The sequence below is a fragment of the Limnohabitans sp. Rim11 genome (assembly GCF_001269365.1).
Taxonomy (GTDB): domain Bacteria; phylum Pseudomonadota; class Gammaproteobacteria; order Burkholderiales; family Burkholderiaceae_C; genus Limnohabitans_A.
Map to the genome: position 1 here is coordinate 609,365 of NZ_CXOM01000002.1, position 15,268 is coordinate 624,632.

The 15,268-nt window shown below is 52.5% G+C and carries 16 protein-coding genes; 10 read left to right on the forward strand and 6 right to left on the reverse strand.

Translation table 11 applies throughout. The features are described 5' to 3' along the window. The first annotated feature begins 12 nt into the window (after positions 1-12). From AMM03_RS07555 to AMM03_RS07565, 3 genes are all read left to right on the forward strand, one after another. Positions 13-684 carry a response regulator gene (locus tag AMM03_RS07555; protein WP_090130041.1) on the forward strand — a complete coding sequence of 224 codons (672 nt, stop codon included), beginning with the start codon at positions 13-15 and terminating at the stop codon, positions 682-684. Between the two features lie 134 nt (positions 685-818). Then, positions 819-1,760: a sensor histidine kinase gene (locus AMM03_RS07560; RefSeq protein ID WP_090130043.1), complete on the forward strand. Its 942-nt coding sequence runs from the start codon at positions 819-821 to the stop codon at positions 1,758-1,760. A 20-nt stretch (positions 1,761-1,780) separates the two neighbouring features. Continuing rightward, complete coding sequence (locus tag AMM03_RS07565) at positions 1,781-2,623, forward strand: LytR/AlgR family response regulator transcription factor (protein WP_090130045.1); 843 nt, start codon at positions 1,781-1,783, stop codon at positions 2,621-2,623. 16 nt (positions 2,624-2,639) lie between these two features. Here AMM03_RS07565 and AMM03_RS07570 read toward each other — a convergent pair whose 3' ends face one another. Beyond that, complete coding sequence (locus tag AMM03_RS07570; RefSeq protein WP_090130047.1) at positions 2,640-3,515, reverse strand: helix-turn-helix domain-containing protein; 876 nt, start codon at positions 3,513-3,515, stop codon at positions 2,640-2,642. Between the two features lie 209 nt (positions 3,516-3,724). Here AMM03_RS07570 and AMM03_RS07575 point away from each other — a divergent pair, with 209 nt between their 5' ends. Continuing rightward, positions 3,725-5,167 (forward strand): hypothetical protein, encoded by a 1,443-nt coding sequence (locus tag AMM03_RS07575; RefSeq protein WP_090130050.1) that lies wholly within the window; start codon positions 3,725-3,727, stop codon positions 5,165-5,167. Between the two features lies 1 nt (position 5,168). On the opposite strand, the gene AMM03_RS07580 is transcribed toward AMM03_RS07575, so the two are convergent. After that, complete coding sequence (locus AMM03_RS07580) at positions 5,169-5,579, reverse strand: YkgJ family cysteine cluster protein (protein WP_090130052.1); 411 nt, start codon at positions 5,577-5,579, stop codon at positions 5,169-5,171. Between the two features lie 67 nt (positions 5,580-5,646). On the opposite strand from AMM03_RS07580, the gene AMM03_RS07585 reads away from it, so the two are divergent. Further along, positions 5,647-6,633 carry a Bug family tripartite tricarboxylate transporter substrate binding protein gene (locus tag AMM03_RS07585; RefSeq protein ID WP_228764608.1) on the forward strand — a complete coding sequence of 329 codons (987 nt, stop codon included), beginning with the start codon at positions 5,647-5,649 and terminating at the stop codon, positions 6,631-6,633. A 3-nt stretch (positions 6,634-6,636) separates the two neighbouring features. On the opposite strand, the gene AMM03_RS07590 is transcribed toward AMM03_RS07585, so the two are convergent. Both AMM03_RS07590 and AMM03_RS07595 read right to left on the reverse strand, forming a co-directional pair. After that, positions 6,637-7,617: a Bug family tripartite tricarboxylate transporter substrate binding protein gene (locus AMM03_RS07590; protein WP_090130054.1), complete on the reverse strand. Its 981-nt coding sequence runs from the start codon at positions 7,615-7,617 to the stop codon at positions 6,637-6,639. A gap of 36 nt (positions 7,618-7,653) precedes the next feature. Further along, on the reverse strand, positions 7,654-8,715 hold the full coding sequence (locus tag AMM03_RS07595; protein WP_090130777.1) for an amidohydrolase family protein: 1,062 nt from the start codon (positions 8,713-8,715) through the stop codon (positions 7,654-7,656). 213 nt (positions 8,716-8,928) lie between these two features. On the opposite strand from AMM03_RS07595, the gene AMM03_RS07600 reads away from it, so the two are divergent. Genes AMM03_RS07600 through soxZ form a run of 4 tightly spaced genes read left to right on the forward strand, consistent with a single transcriptional unit; the run spans position 8,929 to position 12,391 of the window. Beyond that, positions 8,929-9,387, forward strand: a complete 459-nt coding sequence (locus AMM03_RS07600; protein ID WP_090130056.1) for a (2Fe-2S)-binding protein — start codon at positions 8,929-8,931, stop codon at positions 9,385-9,387. Continuing rightward, the gene (locus AMM03_RS07605; protein WP_194942814.1) at positions 9,384-11,567 is read left to right on the forward strand and encodes a xanthine dehydrogenase family protein molybdopterin-binding subunit; all 2,184 of its coding nucleotides are present in this window, start codon (positions 9,384-9,386) and stop codon (positions 11,565-11,567) included. The genes AMM03_RS07600 and AMM03_RS07605 overlap by 4 nt, the downstream gene beginning before the upstream one ends. A gap of 21 nt (positions 11,568-11,588) precedes the next feature. Continuing rightward, positions 11,589-12,074 (forward strand): thiosulfate oxidation carrier protein SoxY, encoded by a 486-nt coding sequence (locus tag AMM03_RS07610; RefSeq protein WP_090130060.1) that lies wholly within the window; start codon positions 11,589-11,591, stop codon positions 12,072-12,074. After that, a complete protein-coding gene (gene soxZ / locus AMM03_RS07615; RefSeq protein WP_090130062.1) occupies positions 12,071-12,391 on the forward strand; it encodes a thiosulfate oxidation carrier complex protein SoxZ in 321 nt (106 codons plus the stop codon). The genes AMM03_RS07610 and soxZ overlap by 4 nt, the downstream gene beginning before the upstream one ends. Positions 12,392-12,467: 76 nt before the next feature. On the opposite strand, the gene AMM03_RS07620 is transcribed toward soxZ, so the two are convergent. Beyond that, entirely contained in the window at positions 12,468-13,451 is a 984-nt protein-coding gene (locus tag AMM03_RS07620; RefSeq protein WP_090130065.1) for a Bug family tripartite tricarboxylate transporter substrate binding protein, read from the reverse strand. Positions 13,452-13,490: 39 nt separating this feature from the next. After that, positions 13,491-14,366: an isocitrate lyase/PEP mutase family protein gene (locus AMM03_RS07625; protein ID WP_090130067.1), complete on the reverse strand. Its 876-nt coding sequence runs from the start codon at positions 14,364-14,366 to the stop codon at positions 13,491-13,493. A gap of 68 nt (positions 14,367-14,434) precedes the next feature. Here AMM03_RS07625 and AMM03_RS07630 point away from each other — a divergent pair, with 68 nt between their 5' ends. Then, positions 14,435-15,226, forward strand: a complete 792-nt coding sequence (locus AMM03_RS07630; protein WP_090130070.1) for an SDR family oxidoreductase — start codon at positions 14,435-14,437, stop codon at positions 15,224-15,226. The last annotated feature ends 42 nt before the right edge of the window (positions 15,227-15,268 follow it).

The following is a 15,268-nucleotide window of genomic DNA, read 5'->3' on the forward strand; positions in this document are numbered from 1 at the left end:
AGCAAGCGCAACATGGCAAATATTTTGGTGGTGGATGACGAGTTAGGAATTCGCGATTTGCTCTCGGAAATCCTAAACGACGAAGGACATACGGTAGAGCTGGCCGAAAACGCTGCGCAAGCACGCGAGGCCCGTCAGCGCATGCGCCCCGACTTGGTGTTGTTGGACATTTGGATGCCAGATACCGATGGCGTTACCTTGCTCAAAGAATGGTCTACCGGTGGCCTGCTCAATATGCCCGTCATCATGATGAGTGGCCATGCCACCATCGATACGGCAGTCGATGCCATTCGCATTGGCGCGCAGGCCTTCCTCGAAAAACCCATTACCCTGCAAAAACTGCTCAAAACAGTGGAGCAAGGTTTGGCCCGCGAGCAAGTACGGCAGGCCGCTGCTGCTTATCAAGCCGCTCAATCTGCACCAAGCGCTTCTTCTGCCGTCCAACCCAGCGTTGCGGCCCATACCGATACCTCGCCTCAGGTGTCCCAAACATTTGACCTCGATTTGCCCTTGCGCGATGCCCGCGACGCTTTCGAAAAAGCTTACTTTGAGTTTCACCTGACCAATGAGGGTGGCTCCATGACCCGTGTGGCCGACAAAACAGGCCTTGAGCGAACACACCTCTATCGCAAACTCAAGCAGTTAGGTGTGGACCTTACCAAGGGCAAGCGCAACGGTGCGTGAAGGCGCCGTGCATGGGCCTACCGCTCATCTTGCATGAGTGCAATTCATAACCAACTTTTAACCATTCGTCGCAAACCGCGTGCAATGGCTCAGGCAGTTTTCTACATTAGGCCCATTCCAAACAGCGAGGCCTTATGACCACTCCCAATTCAACCCCTCCTTCTACATTTGCCGCCTTGTGGCGTGAATTCAAAGGCGTCACTTACAACTATGCCAAATGGTTGGTGAGCATCAGCTGGAAGCTGTTTTTTGCCATCTCATTTGTTCTGCTCCTGGCTGGCGGTATGGTTGATCTTCCGCAACTGGCATTTTTGATTGTGCTGACTTCGATTGTGATCAAGGCCAGTTTCAAGCAGCAAATTCAAGCCGAGGAAAAAGCCACTGCGGCCACCTACTTGGCTGAAGCCGAGCAACTCAAGCGCAAATTGGTCGAGGCACGCATGGCTGCGATGCAAGCGCAAGTGGAGCCCCATTTTTTGTTCAACACCTTGGCCTCCATTGATCACTTGATTGAAACCGATCCTGCTCGCGCCAGTCTCATGCAAAAAAGCTTGATTGCTTTGCTGCGTGCCACCTTGCCTGCCATGCGTGAGACCACCGCCAACACAGTCGCTTATTTGGGTCAAGAACTCGCCATCATTCGGCCCTACTTGGACATTCAAAAAATGCGCATGGAAGATCGGTTGGATATTGTGTGGGACATTCCAGAAGGTCTGAAGTCGGCCGAAATGCCCAGCATGATGGTGTTGAGCTTGGTTGAAAATGCCTTCAAGCACGGCTTAGAACCCAAGGCTGACGGCGGCAAATTGGTGTTGCGTGCAGAAGTGGCGCATGGCAAATTGCTGGTCACAGTCAAAGATTCTGGTGTGGGTTATTACCCAGCAGATTCGGTTGGCGACAAAGAAAAGTCGACCGGCTTTGGCCTGGCCAACATCAAAGACAGATTGGCGCTTATCTATGGCGAGCAAGCCAGTTTCAGCATTCGCGCGCTAGAGCCGTTTGAAGGTTCAGGCACCTTGGCGCAAATTTCTGTGCCCTACAAAGTGGCGCCCACCGATGCTGTTTTCGCTTCTTAAGCAGCTTAACGTCAGCGACCATGACCTCATTGCCAAGCAAACCACCCCGCGCAGTCATTGCGGATGATGAGCGCCTCATGCGCGATCAACTCCGCGCCAGACTGCAGCAGGTGTGGCCTGATTTGGTTATTGTGGCCGAAGCCAAAAATGGCTTAGAGGCGGTTCAAGCTGTCAAGGACCATCAGCCCGATGTTATTTTTTTAGACATTCGAATGCCGGGTTTGACGGGTGTTGAAGCCGCCAAAGAAATTGCCCAACTCGACTTGGGTGACGAAGCTTTACTGCCTGAGATGGTCTTTATCACTGCGTACGACCAATACGCCATTGAGGCGTTTGAGCAAGGCGTGGTGGACTATGTCTTGAAACCCGCAGAGACCGAAAGATTGCGAGCAACGGTGGCACGTTTGACAACGCGTTTGATACAGCGCGATAGGGCGCAATTGAAAAGCGATCATTTCATTGCCGATCAAGTGACAACGCCTTCTGTTCAGCAATGGCTTCATGCCCTTTCCGCCAAAATATCGGGCCAATCTCCCAATTACCTTTCGTGGCTTCAAGCCTCTGTGGGCCAAAACATTCAGATGGTGCCCGTCGAAGATGTGCTGTTTTGTGTGAGTGATGAAAAATACACCCGCGTTCAAACTTTGAAGCAAGAGTTTTTAATTCGCAAGCCCATCAAAGAGTTGGTCGAAAGTTTAGACCCGCAAATTTTTTGGCAAATTCACCGCAGCACTTTGGTCAATGTCAAAGCCATTGCCAGTGTTCAGCGCGATGAGCGGGGTCGACAAGAAGTGTCCGTCAAAGGCTACCCAGAAAAATTGGCTGTCAGTCGAAGCGCAGCCTATTTGTTCAGGGCGATGTGAATCTTCTGGCAGCGGCTTAAGGCGTGGCTGCCGTCAGCTTTAAGTGTTGCGTCTCTTCGCTAGGCAGTTTGACCAACTGACCTTGGAAGTAAAGCTTGATTTGAGAAAGATTGGCGCTGTAAACGCTGAAAGGCGCTGGGCCATAAATGCTGCGCTCATCGCCTGCTTGCAATTCCAATGTGGCGACACGCTGCTCGCCATCTTTAATGCAAATGACCCCATTGTTGATAGCCTGCATGTGCACGTAATCGGCCGATTTTCGAGGTGAAGTGGGTTGAATTTCCACCGGGATGGCATTCCAGTTGCAAGTCGAATTTTGTTTTTGAGTTGGCGGTGTTGTTGCTTGCGCGGTGGGTGTCGGAGGCAGTGGTGCCGCTACCGGTTCTGCCGCATTGGTGGGCGTTACAGGGGCTTCAGGCGGCGTACTTGTATTTTCTGATGGCGCTGCAGCAGTCGTTGTGACGGTCGGTGTGGGTAAGTTCGCTGACGCTACATCCGCTTGTTTTTTGGATTTTTCGACATACAGCCCCAGTAAACCCAATGCAATCAGCAAGAACAGCAAATGCCAAAAAATTTTTTGTGGTGTGATTGAAAAAGAATTGCGAGGCAAGCTTTGCGTTGGCTTGACTTCATTCGGCACCTTGATGGGTGCTTCTGAGAGGGTTTGCACCTGTTCCGGCAATCTGTGTCCCAAAGCCTGAAGCAGTTTTTTGCCGGCTGCAAATTTGATGTCTGCGCTATAGAACGCAGATTCGCCACCGTCTTCAAGTTGCGCTACTTGAAGGGGAGACACCATGTTTTTGCGCGCTAGCGTGGCTATATCCAGCCCAGCTTTTTCTCGCAGGCTTTTCAGAAGATTGCCGTGTTCAGCGGTCCACTTGGAAAGGCTCATGGGGCTTCTTTGGGGTCTGCCTGCTGGATAAGAATATTGGAAATTCTAGTGGTTTACCTGCAATTCAGCAATTCGAACTAATTTTGAGAGAAATCTGGCTGGGTGCTGTCTTGTGCCAAGTGCAATTTGCAAAGCATACAATCAGCGCTTATTGAGTATCATTCTGATATTCGTTCAACGACTATGGCTTTAATGACTGTTTGCTTTCCATGAGTGAGTTTGGAAGTCAAATCAACGACACCAGCCCTGAATTTTTTTACAGGGTAACCGACCGTCTGCAAATGGAAAGTTGCCTGACGGCACTGGCCAAAGACAGCAAAAGTGTTGTCATTTACAGCCAGTCTTCCGAATTGCTGGATTATTACGGCGCCGCCTTTGTTCGCCGCATTAAACAAAAACTAAGCCAAAGCCAAGTTGAAATATTCATGCCCCGTGACACGGAGGCCATGCTCGATCGTTTCAACAAGCTTCTCAATACGCTGTCATTGGACGTGGCCACAGCGTCTCGCTTGGGGGCTTCACCCGACAAGGTTTGGGTGGTGTATGACGCCAATGCCTTGGGCGCGCACGAACTGCAACTGCTCACCCGCTTGATTCAGCAGTTTCCTGGTACGGGTGTTAGCATTGTCTTGATGTTCTCATCAGAGACCACCCAGAACGAGGATGTGACTCGGCCCAATAAACAGTTTGTATCGTGGGGCCTTGATCTGCCCACTTCAGAACAAAAACTTAGTGCCATTCAACAGGCCCGAAAAAATGGTCAAGAAAATTTGGCCGTTCAGTTCTTTGCCAAGCTGACCAAAGCGGCTGGCAACAAAGCGTCAGCGCCCTCTACGGTGGCAGCGGTTGCTGCGCCCCGAGCTCCTTCAGCGGGCAAATCTAAATCAGCCTCACACCCAAAGAAAGCCAGCGCAGTGTTGCCTTGGCTGGTGGGCATCTTGGGCTTGTTCGTCATTTCTTTGCTGATGGCTTTATGGCTCAACCCAGATGTTTGGCCTAAATTGATCGCCCAAGCAGAAGAGGCATATTATCAAGTCACGGGCAAGAAAAACCCGGAATCGGCAGAGCCCAAAGAAGAGATCATCACGGAAACGACTACACCCAAAGACGAGGCAGGCAATGCCATGCCACCGGCCAATGTGAATGGCGAAAAACCTTCAAGTTCCGATGCCAGCAATGCCTCGGGCGTGGCCAATGCACCCAGTACAGAAGCCAATTCTGCGACCAATACTGCAACTGGCCCAGTGGCCAACGTGCCGGCAATACCTGTAGCCCCAGAGCCTACGCCGCCACCTGCCAAAGAACCCGAAGAAGCCAAACTCATCACCGAGCTACCCGACGTGGCTGTCAGTGGTCGTCAATGGCTTAAGAAATTGCCTGACGACAGTTTTGTACTGGTTCATAAATCATTCAAACGTGTGAAAGAGGCGCAAGCCTTTATTCGGAGCAAGGACTACTTGGTCAATGCGCGCATTGCGCCTGTTTATAAAGATGGCAAAGACGAGGCGCGCTTTGTGGTGGTGACGGGCCACTTTAGAAGCAAAGAGCGCGCGAGCAACACCATCGCCCGACTCGGTTTGCCTGCAGAAGTTGCCGTTGTGCCGACGGCAACGGCCGTATCGCAATCGCAGCTCAAAAAATCCAAGCCTTAAGTTATTGGCGGCGGCTTTGAGCCAATGGCCCGTAAGGGCAAAAGCCAGGTTTCGGCCCCACTTGAGGGTGTTTTCTGCAGGTTTGCGGCCGCAGTTCATACACTGTGCAACGTCTGCTTTGCGCATCTAAAAAATAACAATCGCCAGAGCTTTTTCGGGCAATGGTGAAGATGCTATTTTTAAAATTGAAATGTTCAATGAGCCCCGCCTTGCTCAAGCGCTTGGCAATTTGTTTGGGCTCTTCGTGCTCGGCTTCAAAAGCGTCAACCAAATTCAACATCACCAAATCGGCCATTTTGACTTCCAAAGGCATGGTGCAACAATTAGCCGCACAGCTGTCGCACATGCCCGTTTTATAGCGCGTCCAGGTGTCGGTTCGGTCGACGTCAACGATGCTGATGGGGGATTTCATGGGGCATTCTTCACGTATTATTTGAACTTGTGATTCAATGGCGGTATTCAAAATTTAGGGAGACACAATGAAAAAATTCAGCATGACCAGCTTTTCGAAAGTTTTATTGGCCACAGTGTGTGGCCTTGGCTTTGTGGCCAGCCAAGCGCAAGCGCAAGCGTACCCCAATAAACCCATCAAGGCCATTGTGCCTTTTGCAGCTGGCAGTGCCACCGACCAAATTGGCCGCGCCTTTGCTCAAAAAATGTCCGACGTGTTGGGTCAACCCATCGTTGTGGAAAACAAAGCTGGCGTGAATGGCATGTTGGGCGCCGATGCGGTGGCCAAATCAGCCCCCGATGGCTACACCATTCTGATTGGGACCAACAGCACCAATGCGGCCCTCAAGAGCCTCATGAAAAAATTGCCCTATGACCAAGACACGGCATTTGCACCTGTGGCCTACATGGGATCGGTGCCTTTGATTGTGGCGGTCAACAACGACGTGCCGGTCAAAAACTTGAAAGAGTTTGTCGACATGGCCAAAGCCAAGCCCACACAAGTGACGTTTGCCAGCGCCAGTACTTCTCAGTTGGTGTCTTCTGAAATGTTGGCCAGCATGGCCGGTATCCAAATGACGCACGTGCCTTACAAGAGTGGCCCGGCTGCCATGACCGACCTCATTGGCGGTCAAGTCAACATGTTCACGGCCGACTTTGCCGTCATGCTACCCCAAGTGAAAGCCGGAAAAATCAGAGGCTTGGCAGTGACTTCTACGCAGCGCTCTAAAGCCATTCCTGAGTTGCCCACAGTCAACGAAGCGCTGGGCTTGAAAGACTACGAGTTGATTGCCTACTTTGCCATGTTTGCACCTGCTGGCACACCTGCGGACATCATTCAAAAGCTCAATGCCGCAGCCAACGCTGCTGCCAATGACAAAGCTATTTTGGAGCGCTTCTCTGCACTGGGCTTTGAAACTGCGCCTGCTTCCCCTGAAGCCTTGGCGCAACGTTCAAAAACTGAAACAGCCAAATGGGCCAAGGCCATTCGCGAAGCCAAAATTGAAGCGCAGTAATGCTTAATCTGCAGAAATTTGCTTGGTGCGAATAACCGAGCCCCAGCGTGGATAGTCTTTGGCCACAATGCTCGTTAATTCAGCGGGTGTGGAGGCCATAGCATCCATGCCTGCTTTACCCAAAATTTCTTTCACATCGGTTTGACGCAAGATGGCGGCCATTTCTGTGTTCAAGCGCGTCACCACTGCACTGGGCGTTTTGCTTGGTACAAAGAACGCGTACCAAAGGTCAACGTCAATTCGTTTCACGCCCATCTCTTCGAAAGTGGGAACGTCAGGTGCAACGGGATGACGCTTAGGGCTTCCTACTGCCAGTGCATTCAGACGTCCATTTTTAACAAAGCCCTGCGCGATGTGCACGGGCAAGAAGCCCACATTCAATTCGCCGCCTAACAAGTCTTGCGTGTATCCCGCGGAGCCGCGGTAGGGAACATGCAACATGAAGGTATTGGTTTCAAGTTTGAACAATTCCATGGCCATGTGGTGAGGCGTACCAACGCCTGGCGAGCCAAAACTCACAGAGCCGGGCTTGGCTTTGACTTGACTGACCAAATCGGCTACCGACTTGATGCCTGTTTTGGGGTGAGCGACCAACATCAATGAGCCATAGGCGGCCATCGACACAGAGGAAAAATCTTTGACTGGATCGAAGCTGACGCTTTTGTACATTTGTGACGCCATCAGCATGGTATTGGCGCCCATCAAGATGGTGTAGCCGTCGGCTGCAGATTTGGCCACGGCGTCTGCGCCAATATTGCCGCTAGCGCCAGGTTGGTTTTGCACCACCACAGGTTGACCTAACTTTTCAGAGAGACGAGGGGCCACCACACGGGCAATGGTGTCCATGCCCGTACCAGGTGTGAAAGGAACCACAATTTTGAGGGTCTGAGAAGGGAAGTTGGCTTGGGCCAAAGCGCTGAGGCTAGCGCCACACAGGGCCATACTGGCCAACATCAAAATACTGCGACGATAAGTGCTTTTCATAAATGGCTTTCTTGAATTTTTTGGATGCTGGGGTGCTTATTTTTTGGCAGGCGGTATTTTGAAGAGGCGTTCTGCATTGCCTTCAAAAAATGCTTGACGCACTTGCGGTGCCATGTCGAGGTTTTCCAAGATGGCCACTTCTTCAGGCACATATTGGTAGGGGTAGTCCATGGCGTACAACACGCGGTCTGGACCCATAAAGTCTTGTGTAAATTTAAGGGCAGCACCCCATGCGACACCGCTGTTTGTAATGTGAAAGTTTTCGCGTAAGTAGTCGCTGGGTTTGCGCTGGATAGGTTGCACGCTGGGGTAACGCTTTGATCTCACAGTGGCTGCGTGCATGTAATCTAAGCGGTAGGCCCAGAACGGCAAAGCCTCACCCATGTGGCCCAAAATAATTTGTAACTTTGGAAACTTGTCAAACACACCCGCCGTAATCAGCCGCATTGCATGCAAACCTGTTTCAACACCAAAGCCATAGATAGCGCCATCTAAACCCGCTTCAATAAAGTGCTGAATCATGCTGGCAGGCATGGCGTTGGGGTGCAAATAGATGGGCGTACCCATGGCTTCGGCCGCTTCAAAGATCGGCCAGAACTTGGTGTCCGACAAATATTCACCGTGTGTGTGAGAGTTAATCACAACGGAGTTCATGCCCAACTGATTGACGCCGCGTTGAATTTCTTTGGCGGCAGCTGCGGGATCTTGTGGCGCTACCGCAATCATGCCGACCAAGCGGTCAGGGTGGCGGCGTGTGGCTTCGGCCAGAATGTCGTTGGCCACAGGTGCAAATGCCACAGCGGTTTCTTTGTCCATGATTTGAACGCCAGGGGAGGTCAGGCCAATGACTTGTACATCCACGCCGGCTTCGTCCATGTGCTGTAAACGCAATTGGTCCAAATCAACCAAGCAGCGCATGATGTGCTGGGCACGCTCGCTGGGGCTGCTCATGTAAAAACCCATGAGGTTTTTGAAGCCCACATCGACCTGATCTTTCGCCAAAATTTTTCTATAAATTTCCAGCATCTCAGGGGGAGAGAACGCTTCTTCGGTGGCAATGCGTCGGTAGGGGCGAGTGGGTAAATTGAGCTTAGTCATCGAATAGTTTTCTACAGCAAAGATTGATTTTTCATTGGCGGTATCTCGCCAAAACAGTCGCCGATTGTGCATTCAATTTAAATTCTTTGCACGGCGTCAATCTGAGTTGACAGCCTTGAGGCATTGAGGAGCATAGGTTTTTCCCCTCTAGGTAAATTGAGCAACTAAAGGTACAAATCGAGACTCAATTTCTTAAATTTGGAGACTTTTCACATGAAGCTGTCTGTCAATGGAAAGAGCCACACGCTCGATGTCGAACCAGAGATGCCTTTGTTGTGGGCCCTTCGCGACGAACTCGACATCAAAGGCCCTAAGTTCGGTTGCGGTGTTGCTCAATGCGGCTCCTGCACGGTGTTACTCAATGGCGAGCCTGTGCGCTCTTGCTCCTACCCCGTGTCTGTTGCCGCGGGTCAAAAGGTCATCACCATTGAGGGCTTGGCAGACAAAGGCAAACTTCACGCTGTGCAGCAAGCATGGATCGATCACCAAGTACCGCAGTGCGGTTACTGTCAAGGTGGCCAAATGTTGGCTGCTGTTGCCTTGTTGAAGAAAAAGCCAAAACCCACCGATGAAGACATTGATGCGGCCATGACCAACATCTGTCGATGTGGCACTTATGCGCGCATTCGCGCGGCCATTCATTCAGTGGCCAAGAAGGGAGCGCGCGCATGAAGACCTCAAATACAAAACATGTATCCGCTGACGAAGCTGGCATGGGCCGTCGCCAATTTCTCAAAGTATCAGGTACTGCCAGTGCCGGTATGTCCTTGGGCTTTTTTGTGCCTGGGCGTGCGCAGGCTGCAGATACCCCTCAATTGAATGTTTGGATTGAAATTGAACCCAACGATACTGTGGTGATTCGATATGCGCGAGCAGAGATGGGCCAAGGCAGCATGACCTCTGCCCCCATGATGATTGCAGAAGAGCTAGAAGCCGACTGGAAAAAAGTGCGTGTTGAGTATGCCACTGCACATGAAAATTTACGCACCAAACGCGCCTATGGTGACATGGCCTCAGTGGGTAGCCGAACCATTCGGCACTCTCAAGAGTACATGCGCAAAGCTGGCGCAACAGCGCGCGAAATGTTGATCACTGCGGCTGCTCAAAAGTGGAATGTGCCCGCCAGTGAGTGCAAAGCCGCCTTAAACAAAGTGACGCACACAGCCTCAAAGCGAAGCTTCACCTATGGCCAGCTGGCCGCCGATGCAGCCAAGTTGGAAGCCCCAAAAACAGTCCAGTTAAAAGATCCAAAAAACTGGACGATCATTGGTAAATCTATTCCACGCGTTGACATCCCAGACATTGTTGTCGGTAAGCGCCGCTATGGCATAGACACACAATTGCCAGGCATGTTGCACGCCGCTGTGGCTGCATGCCCTGTCTTCAATGGCACGGTCAAATCAATGGATGCCTCCAAGGTTGAAAACCGCCGCGGCATTGTCAAAATTCTGAACCTTGGCGGCTTTGTGGCCGTGGTGGCTGACAACTGGTGGCGTGCCAAAGAAGCCCTGCGTGAAGTGTCCGTCGAATGGGATGTGGGCGAGCACGGTACGCTCAGCAGCGCTGCCATCATGAACCACTTTAAAGCGGGCATGTCGCAGCCTGAATTGGCTGTGGCGCGCAACGATGGCAACACTTTAGAGGCACTCTCTAAAGCCGCCAAAGTGGTTGAGGCCGAATACTTCACGCCTTACTTGGCGCATGCCACCATGGAGCCTATGGTGTGTACGGCTTGGTTGCAAGGCGACAAACTGGAAGTGTGGTCGTCGACCCAAAATCCGGAAGCCACCTTGGCAGTCAGCGCTGCCACGGCGGGTGTGCCGCCTGCCAATGTCAAAGTTCACCCCGTGCAGCTGGGCGGCGGTTTGGGTCGTAAGAGTCCGCAAGACTTTACGCGTCAAGCTGTCATGATTGCTAAGGCCATGCCAGGCAAGCCCGTCAAAATGTTGTGGTCGCGTGAAGAAGAAATTCAACATGGCCTGTACAGACCCGCCAGCCTGATGCGATTCAAAGCAGGCTTAGATGCCAATGGCAAAGTCGATGCCCTACACATTCGTGTCAGTGCACCCTCTATTTTGGCAACCTTGCTCAAGCTGCCATTGCCCAAAGGCATTGATGGACAAGCTGTGGCGTGTTTCAACGATCACCCTTATGCCATCCCCAACACCTTGGTCGATTACGCACAGCGCAACACCAATGTGCCAGTTGGTTTTTGGCGCACGGTGGGCCATTCACAAAACCCATTTGGACGTGAATGCTTCATCGACGAATGCGCGCAGGCAGCTGGCAAAGACCCTGTGGCTTTCCGCTTGGACATGTTGCCCAACAACGAAACTTCAAAACGCGACCGCGCTATTTTGGAAGCCGTGACCAAGGCGGCCGGTTGGGGCAGTCAACTGCCAGCAGGCGTCTTCCGAGGTGTAGCCGAAACAGAGGGCTATGGCAGTTGGACGGCTTGCGTTTGCGAAGTTTCTGTCAATGCCAGAAACGAAGTCAAGATTCACCGTGTGGTCATTGGTATCGACCCAGGCTATGCCGTCAATCCAGACAACATCGTGGCCCAATTCCAAGGCAGCGTGGTGCACGGACTGACGGCCATTTTCTGGGGCGAGAACACCATCAAAGAAGGCCGTGTAGAGCAATCTAATTTCCACGACTACCGCATGATGCGCCTGAACGAGATGCCCAAAGTGGAGGTAGTCATTGCCCCCACCGGTGGTTTCTGGGGCGGCGTGGGCGAGCCAGCCCAAGCGCCTTTGGCACCTGCTTTGGCCAATGCGATTTCGGCCGCCATGGGCAAACGCATTCGTTCATTGCCTCTCAAAAATCACGGCCTGACACTCAAGGCTTAAATGGCTTGAAGGCATTGACGGATGAATGCTGAAGGGTGGTTAAGGCGCAAGGGGCTGCAAAGCCTCTTGCTCACGTGGCTGGTGTGGCCAGGTATGGGTGCGCGTTTGGCTTATGCGCAGCGTATGAATTCGGGTCGCCTGCAGTCTTTTGAAGACATGGTTCAACCCATTGTGAAGGGCGCCCCCCTTGTCAATCAAGATGTCAGCCTCGAAGCACCGATCTTGGCCGATAACGGCTCTTTGGTGCCCGTTCAAATTCAAGTTGCAAGCCCCATGTCTGCGCCAGACCATGTGACGCACATCTATTTGCTGTCTCAACGCAATCCGGTCACGCAAATGGCGGTCTTCCATTTGGGGCCTTGGAATGGTCGGGCTGAGGTGAGCACGCGCGTGCGTTTAGCAGGAACCCAGCAGCTGGTCGCACTTGCGCGCTTGTCCAATGGCGAGTTTCGTTACAAGCAAATGGAAGTTGTGATCACTGAATCAGCTTGCGTGGATGCCTCATGACACGTCTGCGCGTTCAATGGCCCGAGAAAATAAGTTCTGGCGAAGTGGTCAAGGTCAGGCTATTGGTAGAGCACCCTATGGATACAGGGTATTTGCAAGACCTGACCGGTAAATTGGTACCGCGCAACGTTATTCGGTTGCTGACTTGCACATTGGGCCAGCAAGAAGTTTTTCGCGTAGAACCCTCATCGGGTATTTCTGCCAATCCCTATTTTGAGTTTTATGTGCGCGCCAGCAGCACCGCTGAATTCAAAATAGAGTGGACAGACGACAAAGGCGCCAAAGGGCAGCACCTGCAAGTCTTCACGGTCACTTAGGCCCTTGTATTCGGAATCTGTTTCAAAAATTTAAAGATCAAGTCAGGACCTCTGGCGGGTAGCGCAATGCCGGCGTTTATTCCGCTTTAATTCCAGCGGCCTTAACCACGGGGCCGTACTTGGCCAGGTCGCGGCTTATTTCCGCGCCAAAGTTTTCGGCTGTTCCGGGTGCTGCGGTAATGCCCATGCCGTTAAGGCGCTCCCTCACTTCTGGATCGTTCAACACGGCTGTGAGCTCGGTGTTGAGTCGGGTAATGATGGCGCGCGGTGTTTTGGCGGGCGCCAATAAACCCACCCATGAGTTGGCTTCAAAGTCGGCCACGCCGTTTTCAATGAAGGTGGCCACATCGGGCAAGGAGCTGGCGCGCTTGGCGCTGGATACGGCAATGGGTAGCAACTTGCCGGATTTGACATGAGGCATGGCGCTGGCAATGGCCGTATAGACCAAAGGAATATTGCCACCCAATACATCGGTCAAAGCTTGGCCGCCGCCTTTGTAGGGCACGTGGACAAGATTGGCGCCTGTTTTTTGGCGCAACAGTTCGCCGGCAATGTGCGGTGTGCCGCCTGTACCAGAAGTGCCATACGACAAGCCGTTCTTTTCTGATTTAGAAAGTGCAATCACTTCTTTCAGGGTCTTGGCAGGAGAGCTGGGGTGTGCCACCAAAATCAAAACAGCATCGCCAATTTTTCCAATGGGTGCAAAGTCTTTGAGCGTATCGAAACCTGTTTTAGGAAAGACATGTGGGTTGATGACCATGGTGCCATCAAAGCCAAGCAACAAGGTGTATCCATCTGGTTCTGCGGTGGCAACTTGATTGGTGCCAATGTTGCCCGACGCGCCAGGCTTGTTGTCCACCACTACTTGTTGTCCCAAACGTTTTGACAACTGTTCTGCAATGAGTCGGCCACTGGTGTCGGTTACGCCACCGGGAGTAAACGGTACAACCAAGCGAATTGGCTTGCTAGGATAGTTTTGCGCCAAGGCGCTGCCAGCAAAAGCCAACGCAGTACCGGCCAAAGCGGCTTGAAGCCAATGACGGCGAAAAATTGATTTCATGATGTTGTCTCCTGATGCTTGTTAAGGTTGTTTAGCGATTTATTTGGTTTCAGCGTATCGTTTTTCAAATGCCCAGACATCTTCAAAGCCCATGAGCTTGGTGAGGTCGGCAAAGTCATACAGCGGCGTGCTGCCCTGGCTGGATGAACCTTGAGCTTGAAGCTCTTGATAGACACTTTGCATGGCGTGCACGGCAGCCAACAAAGCCGTGACTGGAAAGATGGCCAATTTGTAGCCAATGGATTCCAATTCTTGGCGAGACAAAACGGGGGTTCGTCCTTTCTCAACCATGTTGGCCAGCAATGGCACATCAAAAGACTGACCAATGCGGCGCATCTCTTCTTCAGACTCTGGCGACTCTACAAACAAAATGTCTGCGCCCGCGCGAGCATAGGCCTCTGCACGGCGCAGTGCTTCGTCTAGGCCCAAGGTGGTTCGTGCATCGGTTCGCGCAATGATCAAAAAGTTGGGGTCTTTGCGCGAGTCCACGGCCACCTGAATTTTGCGCACCATGTCTTCAACGGGGATGACCCTGCGGCCAGGTGTGTGCCCACATTTTTTTGGAAACTCTTGGTCTTCCAATTGAATGGCCGCAGCGCCTGCGGCTTCGTAGCCTTGAATGGTGTGGCGCATGTTGAGCAAACCGCCGTAGCCTGTATCGGCATCGGCAATGAGCGGTGTTTTGGCCATGCCCGCCATGGCAGTGACGCGTCCCACCATGTCGCTGTAGGTGGCCAGTCCCGCATCGGGCAAGCCCATGTGCGAGGCCACTGTGCCGTAGCCTGTCATGTAAAGGGCGTCAAAGCCAAAGGAGTCTGCCAAACGCAGCGAGACCATGTCAAAGACACCGGGGGCGACGACCAGTCCGGGCTCTTGCAGGCGTTGTTTCAAATTGGCGCGAAGTGTTTCGTTCATGACAGCAAAGAATTATTTTTGATGATTCAATGTAACACCTGTATTTGTTTCAACCCATTGGAGTTTTCATGGATCTCAATTTGAACGGCAAACATATTCTGATTACCGGCGGCAGCAAGGGCATTGGCTTGGCTTGTGCCGAAGCCTTTCTGGCCGAAGGTGCGCGTGTGAGTTTGGTGTCCAGAAGCGAGGCCAACTTGGCGCGTGCACGCGAGAGCCTGAGCGCTCACGGTTTAGACCGCGTTCAAACACAAGCCGCAGATTTAACGCAACCCGCATCAGCGCAAGCGGCACTGGACGCGGCCATTGCAGGTTTCGGCGCGGTTGATGTGTTGGTCAATTCGGCGGGTGCTGCCAAGCGCACACCCGCCCCCGAGTTGTCGCCACAAGCTTGGCAAGATGCCATGCAAGCCAAATATTTCAGCTATATCCACATGATCGATCCGGTCATTAAGCAAATGGCGCAGCGCGGTAAGGGCAGCATTGTCAACGTGGTGGGCAATGGGGGCAAAGTGGCCAGCCCGATTCACTTGGCCGGTGGTGCCGCCAACGCTGCACTCATGTTGGCCACTGCGGGTTTGGCCAATGCCTATGCATCGCAGGGCATTCGAGTGAATGGCATCAATCCAGGCCTCACCCGCACAGACCGCTTGAAAGAAGGCATGGCCGCCGATGCGCGCTTGCAGGGCATTGAGGCCGAAGAAGCCATGAAGCGTGCTGTTGCCAAAATACCTATGGGCCGCATGGCCGAGCCCGAAGAAGTGGCCCGTGTGGTTTTGTTTTTGGCGTCGGATGCGGCCAGTTATGTGACGGGCATCAACATGAGCATGGATGGCGCAACTACGCCCATGTTGCTTTGAGTTGTGTGACAGCTTGATGAGCTAATTCGTCAGAACCTTTTT

What these genes read in the sequence shown, in the direction of transcription:
- AMM03_RS07555 (WP_090130041.1), top strand. Translation starts at nt 13, where the DNA reads ATGGCAAATATTTTGGTGGTGGATGACGAGTTAGGAATTCGCGATTTG.
- AMM03_RS07610 (WP_090130060.1), top strand. Translation starts at nt 11,589, where the DNA reads ATGAATGCTGAAGGGTGGTTAAGGCGCAAGGGGCTGCAAAGCCTCTTG.
- AMM03_RS07585 (WP_228764608.1), top strand. Translation starts at nt 5,647, where the DNA reads ATGAAAAAATTCAGCATGACCAGCTTTTCGAAAGTTTTATTGGCCACA.
- soxZ (WP_090130062.1), top strand. Translation starts at nt 12,071, where the DNA reads ATGACACGTCTGCGCGTTCAATGGCCCGAGAAAATAAGTTCTGGCGAA.
- AMM03_RS07590 (WP_090130054.1), bottom strand. Translation starts at nt 7,617, where the DNA reads ATGAAAAGCACTTATCGTCGCAGTATTTTGATGTTGGCCAGTATGGCC.
- AMM03_RS07630 (WP_090130070.1), top strand. Translation starts at nt 14,435, where the DNA reads ATGGATCTCAATTTGAACGGCAAACATATTCTGATTACCGGCGGCAGC.
- AMM03_RS07575 (WP_090130050.1), top strand. Translation starts at nt 3,725, where the DNA reads ATGAGTGAGTTTGGAAGTCAAATCAACGACACCAGCCCTGAATTTTTT.
- AMM03_RS07580 (WP_090130052.1), bottom strand. Translation starts at nt 5,579, where the DNA reads ATGAAATCCCCCATCAGCATCGTTGACGTCGACCGAACCGACACCTGG.
- AMM03_RS07625 (WP_090130067.1), bottom strand. Translation starts at nt 14,366, where the DNA reads ATGAACGAAACACTTCGCGCCAATTTGAAACAACGCCTGCAAGAGCCC.
- AMM03_RS07600 (WP_090130056.1), top strand. Translation starts at nt 8,929, where the DNA reads ATGAAGCTGTCTGTCAATGGAAAGAGCCACACGCTCGATGTCGAACCA.
- AMM03_RS07595 (WP_090130777.1), bottom strand. Translation starts at nt 8,715, where the DNA reads ATGACTAAGCTCAATTTACCCACTCGCCCCTACCGACGCATTGCCACC.
- AMM03_RS07620 (WP_090130065.1), bottom strand. Translation starts at nt 13,451, where the DNA reads ATGAAATCAATTTTTCGCCGTCATTGGCTTCAAGCCGCTTTGGCCGGT.
- AMM03_RS07565 (WP_090130045.1), top strand. Translation starts at nt 1,781, where the DNA reads ATGACCTCATTGCCAAGCAAACCACCCCGCGCAGTCATTGCGGATGAT.
- AMM03_RS07605 (WP_194942814.1), top strand. Translation starts at nt 9,384, where the DNA reads ATGAAGACCTCAAATACAAAACATGTATCCGCTGACGAAGCTGGCATG.
- AMM03_RS07570 (WP_090130047.1), bottom strand. Translation starts at nt 3,515, where the DNA reads ATGAGCCTTTCCAAGTGGACCGCTGAACACGGCAATCTTCTGAAAAGC.
- AMM03_RS07560 (WP_090130043.1), top strand. Translation starts at nt 819, where the DNA reads ATGACCACTCCCAATTCAACCCCTCCTTCTACATTTGCCGCCTTGTGG.